General features: G+C 62.8%; 14 protein-coding genes. 5 read left to right on the top strand and 9 right to left on the bottom strand.

The genetic code is table 11. The features are described from left to right. Positions 1-109: 109 nt before the first annotated feature. From DMX11_RS25340 to DMX11_RS25330, 3 genes are all read right to left on the bottom strand, one after another. Positions 110-490, bottom strand: coding sequence for a hypothetical protein (locus tag DMX11_RS25340; protein ID WP_110748421.1), 381 nt, complete (start codon positions 488-490; stop codon positions 110-112). A gap of 147 nt (positions 491-637) precedes the next feature. After that, entirely contained in the window at positions 638-1,822 is a 1,185-nt protein-coding gene (locus tag DMX11_RS25335) for an MFS transporter (protein WP_110748416.1), read from the bottom strand. A gap of 272 nt (positions 1,823-2,094) precedes the next feature. Continuing rightward, positions 2,095-2,844, bottom strand: a complete 750-nt coding sequence (locus tag DMX11_RS25330; RefSeq protein ID WP_110748411.1) for a 3-oxoacyl-ACP reductase family protein — start codon at positions 2,842-2,844, stop codon at positions 2,095-2,097. A gap of 118 nt (positions 2,845-2,962) precedes the next feature. Between DMX11_RS25330 and DMX11_RS25325 the strand changes: the two genes are divergently transcribed. Then, the gene (locus tag DMX11_RS25325) at positions 2,963-3,901 is read left to right on the top strand and encodes a LysR family transcriptional regulator (RefSeq protein ID WP_110748408.1); all 939 of its coding nucleotides are present in this window, start codon (positions 2,963-2,965) and stop codon (positions 3,899-3,901) included. 33 nt (positions 3,902-3,934) lie between these two features. On the opposite strand, the gene DMX11_RS25320 is transcribed toward DMX11_RS25325, so the two are convergent. Both DMX11_RS25320 and DMX11_RS25315 read right to left on the bottom strand, forming a co-directional pair. After that, complete coding sequence (locus DMX11_RS25320; RefSeq protein ID WP_110748406.1) at positions 3,935-4,405, bottom strand: GreA/GreB family elongation factor; 471 nt, start codon at positions 4,403-4,405, stop codon at positions 3,935-3,937. Between the two features lie 2 nt (positions 4,406-4,407). Beyond that, the gene (locus tag DMX11_RS25315; protein WP_110748404.1) at positions 4,408-4,800 is read right to left on the bottom strand and encodes a hypothetical protein; all 393 of its coding nucleotides are present in this window, start codon (positions 4,798-4,800) and stop codon (positions 4,408-4,410) included. Positions 4,801-4,890: 90 nt separating this feature from the next. Between DMX11_RS25315 and earP the strand changes: the two genes are divergently transcribed. Further along, complete coding sequence (gene earP / locus DMX11_RS25310) at positions 4,891-6,024, top strand: elongation factor P maturation arginine rhamnosyltransferase EarP (RefSeq protein WP_110748401.1); 1,134 nt, start codon at positions 4,891-4,893, stop codon at positions 6,022-6,024. Between the two features lie 48 nt (positions 6,025-6,072). Continuing rightward, positions 6,073-6,645: an elongation factor P gene (locus DMX11_RS25305; RefSeq protein ID WP_028634770.1), complete on the top strand. Its 573-nt coding sequence runs from the start codon at positions 6,073-6,075 to the stop codon at positions 6,643-6,645. A gap of 108 nt (positions 6,646-6,753) precedes the next feature. On the opposite strand, the gene DMX11_RS25300 is transcribed toward DMX11_RS25305, so the two are convergent. The 3 genes from DMX11_RS25300 to DMX11_RS25290 all read right to left on the bottom strand — a co-directional run bounded on the left by DMX11_RS25300 (position 6,754) and on the right by DMX11_RS25290 (position 8,790). Further along, positions 6,754-7,182, bottom strand: a complete 429-nt coding sequence (locus DMX11_RS25300; RefSeq protein WP_110748400.1) for an organic hydroperoxide resistance protein — start codon at positions 7,180-7,182, stop codon at positions 6,754-6,756. Positions 7,183-7,322: 140 nt separating this feature from the next. Further along, on the bottom strand, positions 7,323-7,778 hold the full coding sequence (locus tag DMX11_RS25295; RefSeq protein WP_110748399.1) for a MarR family winged helix-turn-helix transcriptional regulator: 456 nt from the start codon (positions 7,776-7,778) through the stop codon (positions 7,323-7,325). A gap of 46 nt (positions 7,779-7,824) precedes the next feature. Then, entirely contained in the window at positions 7,825-8,790 is a 966-nt protein-coding gene (locus DMX11_RS25290) for a LysR family transcriptional regulator (RefSeq protein ID WP_110748396.1), read from the bottom strand. Between the two features lie 113 nt (positions 8,791-8,903). On the opposite strand from DMX11_RS25290, the gene DMX11_RS25285 reads away from it, so the two are divergent. Continuing rightward, entirely contained in the window at positions 8,904-9,653 is a 750-nt protein-coding gene (locus DMX11_RS25285; protein WP_110748391.1) for a sulfite exporter TauE/SafE family protein, read from the top strand. 70 nt (positions 9,654-9,723) lie between these two features. Here DMX11_RS25285 and DMX11_RS25280 read toward each other — a convergent pair whose 3' ends face one another. Then, complete coding sequence (locus DMX11_RS25280) at positions 9,724-10,575, bottom strand: LysR substrate-binding domain-containing protein (protein ID WP_110748387.1); 852 nt, start codon at positions 10,573-10,575, stop codon at positions 9,724-9,726. Between the two features lie 96 nt (positions 10,576-10,671). On the opposite strand from DMX11_RS25280, the gene DMX11_RS25275 reads away from it, so the two are divergent. Further along, positions 10,672-10,890, top strand: coding sequence for a DUF1127 domain-containing protein (locus tag DMX11_RS25275; RefSeq protein ID WP_110748384.1), 219 nt, complete (start codon positions 10,672-10,674; stop codon positions 10,888-10,890). The last annotated feature ends 272 nt before the right edge of the window (positions 10,891-11,162 follow it).

Here is an 11,162-nt window from a genome sequence, read left to right as displayed (position 1 = left end):
ACCGGGGGCATGCGGTGGGGCTCCTGGAGGCGCGGCACAGGCCATGAAAAAAGGCGGCATCTTACCAGCCGCCTTCAACATAAAACGATCCAGGCCTGGCGATATTCAGTCAGCCTGCCCTGACTGGCCGCTTATGCTGGCGCCAGTTGTCATCGATCTTCGACCAGGTCTTGCCATCGGTAACGGCCATCAGCTTGCGGCCGTCCTTGAAGGTGGCCAGGAAGGTCGCTTCTTCTTCCTTGCCGCCCAGCCACAGCCCGGCCAGCAACCCTACCGGCCCGGCCACCAGTGCGCCAGCCACGCCCCAGCCCAGGGCAGTGCCCAGGCTGCGGTTGGATTCCAGGCTGGCCAGGCGCAGGTCGCTGATACGTGCCAGGGAAATCCGCTCGCCCGGGGACGGGCTACGCGGGGTCTTGAGTGTGAGCGATCCATTGCGATACTCGCCTTCACCTTGCAAGAAATCGCCGGATTGAACCGTGAGTCTTGTCATAAAATCGTCCTGTCAGGTATTGGCATTTGACCAGGGCCTACTGAGCGCTGCCGGGGCAGGCAAGTCAACGCCAAGGCGACGGAGGGTAGTGCGGTATGTTGTCACCCTGGCTGATGCGGGCGCGCTCGCGAATCACGGCGACGACTTTCAGGCTACCTGCAAGGCGTTCTTGCGCTTGCGCTCGGCCAACCCCCAGGCCAGCAACGCCAAGGCTCCAATCACCAATCCCGCCACCACAATGCCCATCCAGCCCTGGCGCTGGAACAGCTGCGTGCCCAGCAGCGACCCCAGCGCCCCGCCAATGAAGTAGCAGGTGATATACCCGGCATTCAGTCGCGTACGTGCTTCTGGTCGTAAGGCAATCACCGCATTCTGGTTGCTCACATGCACCAGCTGCACCGCCAGGTCGAGCATCAGCACGCCCAGCAGCAAGGCCAGCAGCGACTGTTCGGCGAACCCCAGCGGCACCCACGACAGCAGCAGTACCACCAGGCCAACGGTGGTGCCCAGTGAACCCTTGCCGCGGTCGGCCAGGCGACCGGCCCAGTTGGCCGATAGCGCACCCGCGGCACCGGCCAGGCCGAACAGGCCGATCACTGCATCCGAGTAATGGTAAGGGCCCTTTGCCAGCAGGAATGCCAGCGGTGTCCAGAACAACGCGAACAGGCTGAACGCCAGCAGCCCCAGCAGCGAGCGCAGGCGCAGTACCGGCTCTTCGAGGAACAGCCGAAACACCGAGCCGATCAGGGCCGGATACTTCAGCCCGGCATGGCTGTGGTGCTGCGGCAGGCTGCGGTACAGCGCCACGGCAGTGATCCCCATCAGCACAGCGGCCAGCACGTAGATGCTGCGCCAGCCGCCCAGCTCGGCCATGAAGCCGGCAGCGGTGCGCGCCAGCAGGATACCCAGCAGCAGGCCGCTCATCAGCGTGCCAACCGCCCGCCCGCGTTGATGCGGTTCACTCAGGGTCGCGGCCATCGGCACGAGAATTTGCGCCACCACCGAGAACAGCCCGGTCAGCGCCGTGCCAAGGATCAGCCAGGGCAGGCTGGGTGCGCAGGCGCTGATGACCAGGCCCATGGTGGAAATGATGGTCATCACCGTGATCAGCCGGCGCTGCTCGAACAGATCGCCTAGCGGAGCCAGGAGTAACAGGCCGGCGCCGTAGCTGAGCTGCGCGGCAATCACGATGCTGCCGGCGCTGGCGGTGCTCAGGCCGAACTGTTGGGCGATGCTGTGCAACAGCGGTTGGGCGTAGTAGTTGCTGGCCACGGCCAGGCCGGTGGCGGTGGCCATCAGCAGGATCAGGGCGCGGCTGAGGGGGGTGTTCATTAGGTTCTCGTGGCGGCAGGAGTGAGTGGGGGGTAATTATCAGGAAGTGTCAGGGATGACGCCAATGTGGCGTTTTCAATTTATCCCTCTTGAAAGCGGATAGATGGATGGTGGCGCGCCGGCTGCCAGGGCCTTTCTGAGTGTGATGACGGGTAAGCCCGCGCAGGCGTCTCGGGTAAAACCCGCCCCACAGGCTCACTGCAGCCCTGGACCTGTGGGGGCCTGTGGGAGCGGGCTTGCCCGCGAAAGGGCCGGTACAGGCAGCCCGTCAATCAGGCCGCAAACCCACCATCCACAGTCAGGCTGGCCCCTGTGATATAGCCAGCCTCCGGCCCCGCCAGGTAAGCCACGAAGCTGGCGATCTCATCCGCCTCGCCATACCGCCCGATCGCCATCAGCGGGATCAGGCTTTCGGCAAACTCGCCACTGGCCGGGTTCATGTCGGTGTCCACCGGCCCTGGCTGCACGTTGTTCACGGTAATGCCCATCGGCCCCAGGTCACGCGCCATGCCGCGGGTCAGGCCAACCAGCGCCGACTTGCTCATGGCATAAGGCGCGCCACCGGCGAACGGCATGCGCTCGGCGTTGGTGCTGCCAATGTTGATGATGCGCCCGCCTTGGCCCATGTAGCGTGCAGCGGCCTGGCTGGCGACGAACACGCTGCGCACGTTCACCGCCAGGGTACGGTCGAAGTCAGCGAGGTCGAATTCGGTCAGTGGTGCCACCGCCAGTACGCCAGCGTTGTTGACCAGGATATCCAGCCGGCCGAAGGCCTTGACGGTGTCATCCACGGCCAGTTGTACGGCGGCGGCGTCGGCGCTGTCGGCGCGCAGGGCCAGGGCCTTGCCGCCGTTTTCGTTGATTTCCCGTGCCAGCTCCTCTGCCGGGCCGGCAGAACTGACATAGGTGAAGCCCACCTGTGCACCTTCGCGTGCCAGGCGCCGCACGATGGCCGCACCAATGCCGCGGGAACCGCCCTGTACCAGGGCGACTTTGCCTTCGAGTGTAAGTTGCTTGGACATGCTGATCTCCTGCTGGAAGCCAGGCCGAAATGCCTTGGATGGGCGCAGTATCGGCGCTCGATTACCTGCTGATAAGATGGCAATCACTATCAGCAGAGTAAACCTTTGGTTGCCAATCATGGCCGTGGAATCGTTCAACGCTTTGGAATGCTTCATCCGCAGTGCCGAGGTCGGCAGCTTCGCCGAGGCTGCCAGGCGCTTGCGCATTACCCCCGCCGCTGTGGGCAAGCATGTTGCCCAGTTGGAGGCGCGCCTGGGCGTGCGGTTGTTCCAGCGTAGTACGCGCAAGCTGACCTTGACCGAGGCGGGGCAGCGTTTTCTGGGTGAAGTCAGTGACAGCTTCCGCACCATCCAGTACGCCGTGGCCAATCTGGCCAGCGCCGAAGGGCAGCCAGCCGGGCTGTTGCGCGTGAGTATGGGCACGGTGTTCGGGCGTTTGTACGTACTGCCTTTGCTAGGGGAGTTCTTGCGCCGCTACCCGGCGATTACCCCGGACTGGCATTTCGACAACCGCCAGGTCGACCTGATCGGCCAAGGCTTCGATGCGGCGATCGGGGGTGGCTTCGAACTGCCGCCGGGGGTGGTGGCACGCAAGCTGACACCGGCCCACCGGGTATTGGTGGCGGCACCGTCGTACCTGCAGCGGCATGCGCAGATTGAAGACCCGCAGGTGTTGCAGCGGCATGACGGCATCCTGATTCGCTCACCCCAGACCGGGCGGGTGCGTTCGTGGCCGTTGACCAGCCGCTGGCAGGCGCAGCAGCCGCTACAGTTACGCCAGGCGATGACCATGAGCGATTCGGATGCCGCGTGTGCGGTGGCCGAGCAGGGGCTGGGGATTGCGCTGGTGAGCCTGCCGTTTGCAGTGCCCTATTTGCAGGGCGGGCGGCTCCAGCGGGTACTGCCGGACTGGTATGTGGACGATGGGCATATCAGCCTGTATTTCGCCGAGCACAAGCTGATGCCCGGCAAGACCCGGGCGTTTATCGATTTTGTGGTGGAGCAGTTTGCCGAGCAGGGGCTGGCGGGGCGGTTCGATGCCTTGCAGGCCCTTTAGCGAATTATTGCCTGTGCCCGCGAAGCGGCCAGTTCAGGCAGCATCGACAATGAACAGTATCTGCATCCCGAGGCTCACCTCGTCGTCGACCCGCTTGCCCAGCAACAGCTGCCCCAGCGGTGAACGAGGGGTAATTACCGTGACCAGCTTGTCACCGTCACCAATCTTCAACCCCGCTGCCTCGGGCCCCAGGAACACTTGGCGTCGCTCGCCAGCTTCATCCTCCAGCGTCACCAGGTTGCTCACCTGCACCCCGCGCGCAGGGTCGTAGGCGCGCAGCAGCAGTTGCTGGTAAATCTGCAGCGCCTGGCGTATCTCGGCACTGCGCCGCGCCTGGCCGGTGGCCAGGTAGGAGGCTTCCAGGCCCAGGGTGTCGTATTTGTTCTCGGCGATGTTTTCTTCCGCGGTGGCAGCTTCGTAGGCGGTTTGCGCCGCCCGGGTCAGCACGTCCAGGTCATGCTCGAGGGTGGCGACGATCTGCGCCAGCAGGTGGGGCTTGTCCATAGTCAGTAACAGAACTCCAGCACGTTGGCCTGGCTTTTGTCAGTGGGTGCAGTGCGGTTCTGTTGCAGCCAGAACTGGCACTTGGGGCTGTTGAGGTTGCGCGGGTTGCCTTGGGCTGCCTCGGCGGCTTGTTGCTGTTCCTGTTTGTGCAGGATGTGTTGGTAGCGTTCGAACATCTCCGCTTGCGCATCCTGCGGCTGCGCCACTGGCGTTGCTGGTTGTACCAGGGCTGGCGCCACAGCCTGGGCAATGGGCGCTACCTGGGCGGGCCACAGTTGCAGGGCCAGCCACAGGCTCAGGGCGATGGCCACGGCGCCAAGCCAGAGGCCGAAGGCAACACACAGGACCAACTGCAGCGGCTTCAGGGTGATCTTCAGTTCACGGGTGCGGCGCATGGCAACCTCCTTGGCAGGGTGGGGCAGGGTGCATTGTCGCATGCTGTCGGGCAGAATCCGCGTTTTTCCGCAGGTAAAGGGGAGCGGCGCATGAAAGCCACCTGGGACATCTTCTGCAGCGTCGTCGACAACTACGGCGATATCGGCGTTACCTGGCGCCTGGCCCGCCAGCTGGTGGCCGAGCATGGCCTGGCGGTGCGCCTGTGGGTGGATGACCTGAACGCCTTCACGCCCATGTGCCCCGGCGCCGATGCCGCTGCCGCGCAGCAATGGCAGCAAGGTGTGGAGGTGCGGCAGTGGCCGGCGGCGTGGCTGCCGGTGGCACCTGCCGACGTGGTGATCGGTGCTTTTGCCTGCCAGTTGCCCAACGCCTATGTCGAGGCCATGCGTGCCTGCCCGCGGCCGCCGCTGTGGCTCAACCTTGAATACCTCAGTGCCGAGGACTGGGTGGAAGGCTGCCATGGCCTGCCTTCGCCGCAGCCCAATGGCCTGCGCAAGGTGTTTTTTTTCCCGGGCTTTACCGATAAAACCGGTGGCCTGCTGCGTGAGGGTGAGCTGCTGGCCCGGCGTGACGCGTTCCAGCACTCGGCCGATGCACGGCAGGCGTTTCTGCAAGGCTTGGGCGTAAGCCCCGAGCACGGGGCATTGCTGATTTCGTTGTTCGCTTACGAAAACCCACAATTGGCCAACTGGCTCGATGCCTTGGCCTCAGGGGATCAACCTTGTCACCTGCTGGTGCCGCAAGGCCGTATCGTCGCCGGCCTCAGCCAGTGGCTTGGCGAGGCGCCATTGCAAGTGGGGGATGTGCGCAAGCGCGGTACGCTGACCGTACAGGTGCTGCCTTTCGTCAGCCAGGATGACTTCGACCGGTTGCTGTGGAGCTGCGATTTCAACGCGGTGCGTGGCGAAGACTCCTTTGTGCGTGCGCAATGGGCCGCGCAGCCGATGCTGTGGCATATCTACGTGCAGGACGAGAACGCCCACTGGGAAAAGCTCGAAGCGTTCCTGGCGCATTATCGACGGGGTTTGTCAGGCGATGCCGACGCCGCACTCATGGGCCTGTGGCGCGCCTGGAACAGGGATTCGGACATGGCCCAGGCCTGGCAGGCGGCCCGCCAGCATTGGCCGCAACTGCAGCAACATGCCCGGCTGTGGGCCGCGCGACAGGCCGCTCAGCCGGACCTTGCCATGACGCTGGTACAGTTTTACCGAAATTGGCTATGATATGCGGCCTCGATTTTTATAAATCCATCCAGATTCGGATACTTCGTAATGAAAACTGGTAAAGAACTGAAACCCGGTACCGTACTGCGGATCGACAACGACCCGTGGCTGGTTCAAAAAGCTGAGTTCACCAAGTCGGGCCGTAACAGCGCGATCATGAAGACCAAGCTGAAGAACCTGCTGACCGGCTACAAGACCGAAACCGTATACGGTGCGGACGACAAGCTGGACGACGTGATCCTGGATCGCAAAGAAGCGACCCTGTCGTTCATCAGCGGTGACTCGTACACCTTCATGGACACCACCGACTACACCATGTACGAGCTGAACGCCGAGGATATCGAAGCCGTTCTGCCGTTCATCGAAGAAGGCATGGAAGACGTCTGCGAAGCCGTGTTCTTCGAAGGCCGTCTGGTATCGGTTGAACTGCCGACCACCATCAGCCGTCAGGTTGTCTACACCGAGAACGCTGCTCGCGGCGACACCTCGGGCAAGGTCATGAAGCCTGCCAAGCTGAAGAACGGTACCGAACTCCAGGTTGCCGACTTCATCAACATTGACGAGTGGATCGACATCGACACTCGCGAAGGTGGCGTCTACAAAGGCCGTTCCAAGAAGTAATTCTTCTTGCAATGCCCACAAAAAAACCCGGCCTCGCCGGGTTTTTTTGTGCCTGTGATTAAGCCAATACTCAACGCTCCCACTCAAGCAAGCGCAAGCCTTCGCGGCTTAAACGGTTACGTGCAGGCGCACATCCACATTACCGCGGGTGGCATTGGAATACGGGCAAACCTGATGCGCCTTTTCCACCAGCCCTTTGGCATCGGCCTCGACCAGGCCCGGCAGGCTGATGTGCAGGTCGATGTCCAGGCCGAAACCACCCGGGATCTGGCCGATGCCGACCTTGGCGGTGATCGAGGCATCTGCCGGCAGGGCTTTCTTCTCTTGCCCGGCCACGAACTTCAAGGCGCCGATGAAGCAGGCCGAGTAACCGGCGGCGAACAGCTGCTCGGGGTTAGTGCCGTCACCGCCTGCACCGCCCAGCTCTTTGGGGGTGCTGAGCTTGACTTCCAGCTTGCCGTCGCTGGAGCGTGATTTGCCGTCGCGCCCACCGGTGGAGGTAGCTTCTGCGATGTACAGCGGAGTCACCTTTTGCATCTTGAGCCTCGCTAATGTGCTATGCGCTCCCGTCTGCAGGGAGGCGCGGGTTGGTGTGGGATTTAAATTAGCGCGCAATTAGTTAGCGCGCAAGATAAATTTTCACCTTCTGGCCGAGCGGCCATTGCCCAGCATAGTCATCAGAGGTTTTTTTGCAGGCTTTCGCGCAGCTTCAGCAAGTCGGCCTGCAGTTGCTGCAACTGTTCAAGGCTGCGTCCGCTGGCCTTGAGGATGCATTGCGGCACTTCCCTGGCTTGTTGCTGCAGCGCACGGCCCTTGTCGGTCAGTTGCACCAGCACCACCCGTTCGTCTTCGCGGCTGCGGTTGCGTTGCAGCAGGCCTTCGCTTTCCAGGCGTTTGAGCAGCGGGGTGAGCGAGCCCGGGTCGGTCAGCAGGTGTTGGCTGATCTCACCCACAGTCAAGCCGTCGCGCTCCCAGAGCACGAGCATGGCCAAGTACTGGGGGTAGGTCAGCCCCAGTGCCTGCAACAGCGGTTTGTAGACCTTGGTCATCAGCAACGAGGTGGAATGCAGGGCAAAGCAGACCTGGTTGTCCAGCAGCAGCTCGTCACAGGAAACTTGGGTGTCGGCGTTCATGCAGGTCCTTGAAAGTGATCAAAGGGAAATTCTGGCATGCTGATCATTAGTGCGTGTGTAGCTCACGCAGTTCATTGCGCAAGGCCAGGTCCCAAGGTGGAATCGGGCTGAAGCGGCTCTTGAGGAATTCGAGCAGCAAACGGCTGCGAGAGTTCGTTTCATGTTCCAGGCGTAGTGCATAGATGCCACTGGTCTCGGCTTTGGGCAGGCCGCCGTCGCAAAACAAGGGCACCAGCTCGCCACGCAGCAGGTATTCACTGATCAGCCAGGTGGGCAGGTGGGCTATACCCAGGCCGGCGAGAGCGCCGAACAATAAGGTTTCGGCGTTGTTGGCGGCCATGCGCATGCGCGTGGGTCGGTACAGCCGGGTTTGCCCGGCTACGTTGAAACGCCAGGCGAACGGTGGCGCCAGGCCATCCCAGTCCAGCCCATCGTGCCCGGGCAATTCGCTGGGGCAGGTGGGGATGCCACGGCTGGCCAGGTAGGCCGGGCTGGCGCAGGCGATGCGCACCATGTAGGCCAACGGCGTAGCGACCAGGCGGGTATCTGCCAACGGGCCAGCGCGCAGCACCAGGTCGACCTCGCCGAGGTGGCTGCCATGCAGGTCGACGAAGCTGTCGATCAGGCGCAGTTGCACGTCCAGGCCCGGGTAGGCCACCAGAAAGTCGGCGATGGCCGGGGCCAGGTGGCGGCGGCCGAACGCGGCGGGTGCGTCGATGCGGATCAGCCCTTCCGGGGCATTGCTCAACGATACCGCCTCGGCGCGCGCCAGGCGCAGTTCCTCGATGATGCGCCTGGCCCGCTCGGCAAAGGCGTTGCCTGCCGGTGTGGCACGCACAGCATGGGTACTGCGGGTGAACAGCCGGCTGCCGACTGCGTTCTCCAGGTTATCGATGCGCCGGGCCACGGCAGAGGGCGTGAGCGGATGGCGGCGGGCGGCGGCAGAAAAACTGCCGGTTTCCAGCACGTCGAGGAACAGGCTCAACTGGTCGGTCAGGGTATCGGGGCTCATGGCTGCCTGGCTTTTGCGAAAAACGCACAGCCATTGTGCGCTGCTGTGCGTTTCCCCGCCAGCGTACAATCGTTAGCATGCTCGCATTATTTGTACAGGCGGACGAGGCCCTGATGATCGAGTGGTTGTTGTATATCGTGCTGGGCGCGGCCCTGGGCACCATGGGGGGCTTGTTCGGCATTGGCGGCGGCCTGATCGCGATTCCGGCACTGGGCGTGCTTTTTGGTCTGGACCAGCAATTGGCGCAGGGTACGGCGCTGGTGATGGTGGTGCCGAATGTGCTGCTGGCGCTGTGGCGCTATCACCAGCGCAACCGCATCGAGCTGCGCCATGCCGTGCCGCTGTCGCTGTGCAGCTTTGTGTTTGCCTGGCTGGGGTCTATCTGGGCGGTGGGGCTGGATGCGCATTCCATGCGCCTGGGGTTTGTCGGCTTCCTGGTAGCCCTGGCGGTGTGGAATGTGGCGCGCATGTTCATGAAGGCGGCGCCGGCCAGTGCCGAGATGCGCTATGCCTGGCCGTGGCTGGGTGTGCTTGGCAGCTTTGCCGGCACCATGGGCGGCTTGTTCGGGGTGGGCGGGGCGGTGGTCGCTACGCCGATCCTGACCAGCGTATTTGGCACGACGCAGGTGGTGGCGCAAGGCCTTTCGTTGGCGCTGGCGGCACCCAGTACGCTGGTCACCCTGGTGACGTATGGGGCGCATCACAGTGTTGACTGGGGTGTAGGGCTGCCTTTGGCGGTGGGTGGCTTGCTCAGTATCAGCTGGGGGGTGAAATTGGCCCATGCGTTGCCCGAGAAGGTGTTGCGCGCGATGTTCTGCGTGTTTTTGGTGGTGTGCGCGGTCATGCTCGGTTTTGAGCTTTGAATGTGTGGGGCCGCCTTGCGGCCCATTCGCAGCACAAGGCTGCCCCTGCAGGTGATGGGGTGCGTTTGGCCTACTGGAAGCCTTCAATGATGTAATCGGCCATGCAGTCGGTAATTGGCGAGGGGTTATGCGTACTGCGCACCAGCATCACATTGGCCATGGGCAACTGCGGCAAGCCCTCGCTCTCGCCCAGAATCCGGATGTTCCCGCCAATCAGGCTCTGTAACTGCGCCGTCACCGCCAACCCCGCCGTAACAATGGCAAAGATCGCTGCCAGGCTGGGGCTGGTGTAGGCGATGCGGTAGTCGATGCCCTGAGCCTCCAGCGCATTGCAGGTCCAGGCGCGGCAGAAACAGTCGGTATTGAACAGTGCCACCGGCATCGGCCGTTGCTCCTGGGGGCAGAAGCCTTCGGCGGCAGCCCACACCAAGCGCTCCTGGCGCAGCAACTGGCCGATTTCGTTGCCAGGCTCGCGGGTGACGATGGTCAAGTCCAGGTCCTGGCGCAGCATCAGCTGCTTGGACGAGTCGCAATGCACTTCCACCTGTATCAGCGGGTATGCCTGGGCAAAGCTCGACAGGATGCTGGGCAGAAAACGCATGGCATAGTCGTCCGGCGTGCCGATGCGCACCAGCCCGACCATGTGTGGCATGCGCAGGGTATTGAACACTTCGCCATGCAGCTTGAGGATACGCCTGGCATAGCCCAGCAGCACCTGGCCTTCGGCCGTCAGCCGCACCTGGCGGCCGTCGCGTTCGAACAGCCGGCGCTGCAGAATATCTTCTTCCAGCCGTTTCATCTGCATGCTCACCGCCGACTGGGTGCGGTTGACCACTTCGCCGGCGCGGGTAAAGCCACCTTGCTCGGCGATGGCGACGAAGGTACGCAGCACGTCCGCATCGAGGCTCTGATAAAGGGACATTGCATCAATCTCCGAGATGCATCGCATCAGAAACATTCGTTGGATTGATCTTATGCCTGGCGTGAAACTGAGGCCATCAACACGGAGGGCTTCACGATGAAAGGTCATGTCAGCAGCATCCAGCAACCTGCCTTTACCCTGAACCACCTGTGGCATGCGACCCTGCAGCGCCTTGCGCGCTGGCTGCAGCTGTACCGCCAACGGCAGGAACTGGCCCGCCTCAGTGATGCGACCCTGCACGATCTGGGATTGAGCCGGGCGGATATCCAGCAAGAAGCCGACCGGCATTTCTGGGATGACCCACTACGTAAGTAACGCCAGGTCTGGCGACCGTTATTGCTTTGCCGCTGCCGCTGCCGCTGCTATTGCTTTTGCTTTTGCTTTTGCTTTTGCTTTTAAGCGCGCGATAGTTCAGGCGACACAGATTGCGACTTCAGTAGGCCGAGCGAAGGGCATGCGTAGGGAGGTGACGGGCATGGATGCCCGTCAAGCGCTGAGGCCCCATGGATGGGGCCTTCGGCGCGTACTCCCGGGAGCATGCCCGTAGCGAGGGGACCCCGGAGCGTAGCGTAGGGGCCGGATGATGG

This window comes from Pseudomonas sp. LB-090624, assembly GCF_003205205.1.
GTDB lineage: Bacteria > Pseudomonadota > Gammaproteobacteria > Pseudomonadales > Pseudomonadaceae > Aquipseudomonas.
This window is presented reverse-complemented; position numbering and strand designations above follow the sequence as displayed.

What these genes read in the sequence shown, in the direction of transcription:
- DMX11_RS25320 (WP_110748406.1), bottom strand. Translation starts at nt 4,405, where the DNA reads ATGGACAAGCCCCACCTGCTGGCGCAGATCGTCGCCACCCTCGAGCAT.
- DMX11_RS25315 (WP_110748404.1), bottom strand. Translation starts at nt 4,800, where the DNA reads ATGCGCCGCACCCGTGAACTGAAGATCACCCTGAAGCCGCTGCAGTTG.
- DMX11_RS25330 (WP_110748411.1), bottom strand. Translation starts at nt 2,844, where the DNA reads ATGTCCAAGCAACTTACACTCGAAGGCAAAGTCGCCCTGGTACAGGGC.
- DMX11_RS25325 (WP_110748408.1), top strand. Translation starts at nt 2,963, where the DNA reads ATGGCCGTGGAATCGTTCAACGCTTTGGAATGCTTCATCCGCAGTGCC.
- DMX11_RS25275 (WP_110748384.1), top strand. Translation starts at nt 10,672, where the DNA reads ATGAAAGGTCATGTCAGCAGCATCCAGCAACCTGCCTTTACCCTGAAC.
- DMX11_RS25295 (WP_110748399.1), bottom strand. Translation starts at nt 7,778, where the DNA reads ATGAACGCCGACACCCAAGTTTCCTGTGACGAGCTGCTGCTGGACAAC.
- DMX11_RS25335 (WP_110748416.1), bottom strand. Translation starts at nt 1,822, where the DNA reads ATGAACACCCCCCTCAGCCGCGCCCTGATCCTGCTGATGGCCACCGCC.
- DMX11_RS25285 (WP_110748391.1), top strand. Translation starts at nt 8,904, where the DNA reads ATGATCGAGTGGTTGTTGTATATCGTGCTGGGCGCGGCCCTGGGCACC.
- earP (WP_110748401.1), top strand. Translation starts at nt 4,891, where the DNA reads ATGAAAGCCACCTGGGACATCTTCTGCAGCGTCGTCGACAACTACGGC.
- DMX11_RS25340 (WP_110748421.1), bottom strand. Translation starts at nt 490, where the DNA reads ATGACAAGACTCACGGTTCAATCCGGCGATTTCTTGCAAGGTGAAGGC.
- DMX11_RS25280 (WP_110748387.1), bottom strand. Translation starts at nt 10,575, where the DNA reads ATGTCCCTTTATCAGAGCCTCGATGCGGACGTGCTGCGTACCTTCGTC.
- DMX11_RS25300 (WP_110748400.1), bottom strand. Translation starts at nt 7,182, where the DNA reads ATGCAAAAGGTGACTCCGCTGTACATCGCAGAAGCTACCTCCACCGGT.
- DMX11_RS25290 (WP_110748396.1), bottom strand. Translation starts at nt 8,790, where the DNA reads ATGAGCCCCGATACCCTGACCGACCAGTTGAGCCTGTTCCTCGACGTG.
- DMX11_RS25305 (WP_028634770.1), top strand. Translation starts at nt 6,073, where the DNA reads ATGAAAACTGGTAAAGAACTGAAACCCGGTACCGTACTGCGGATCGAC.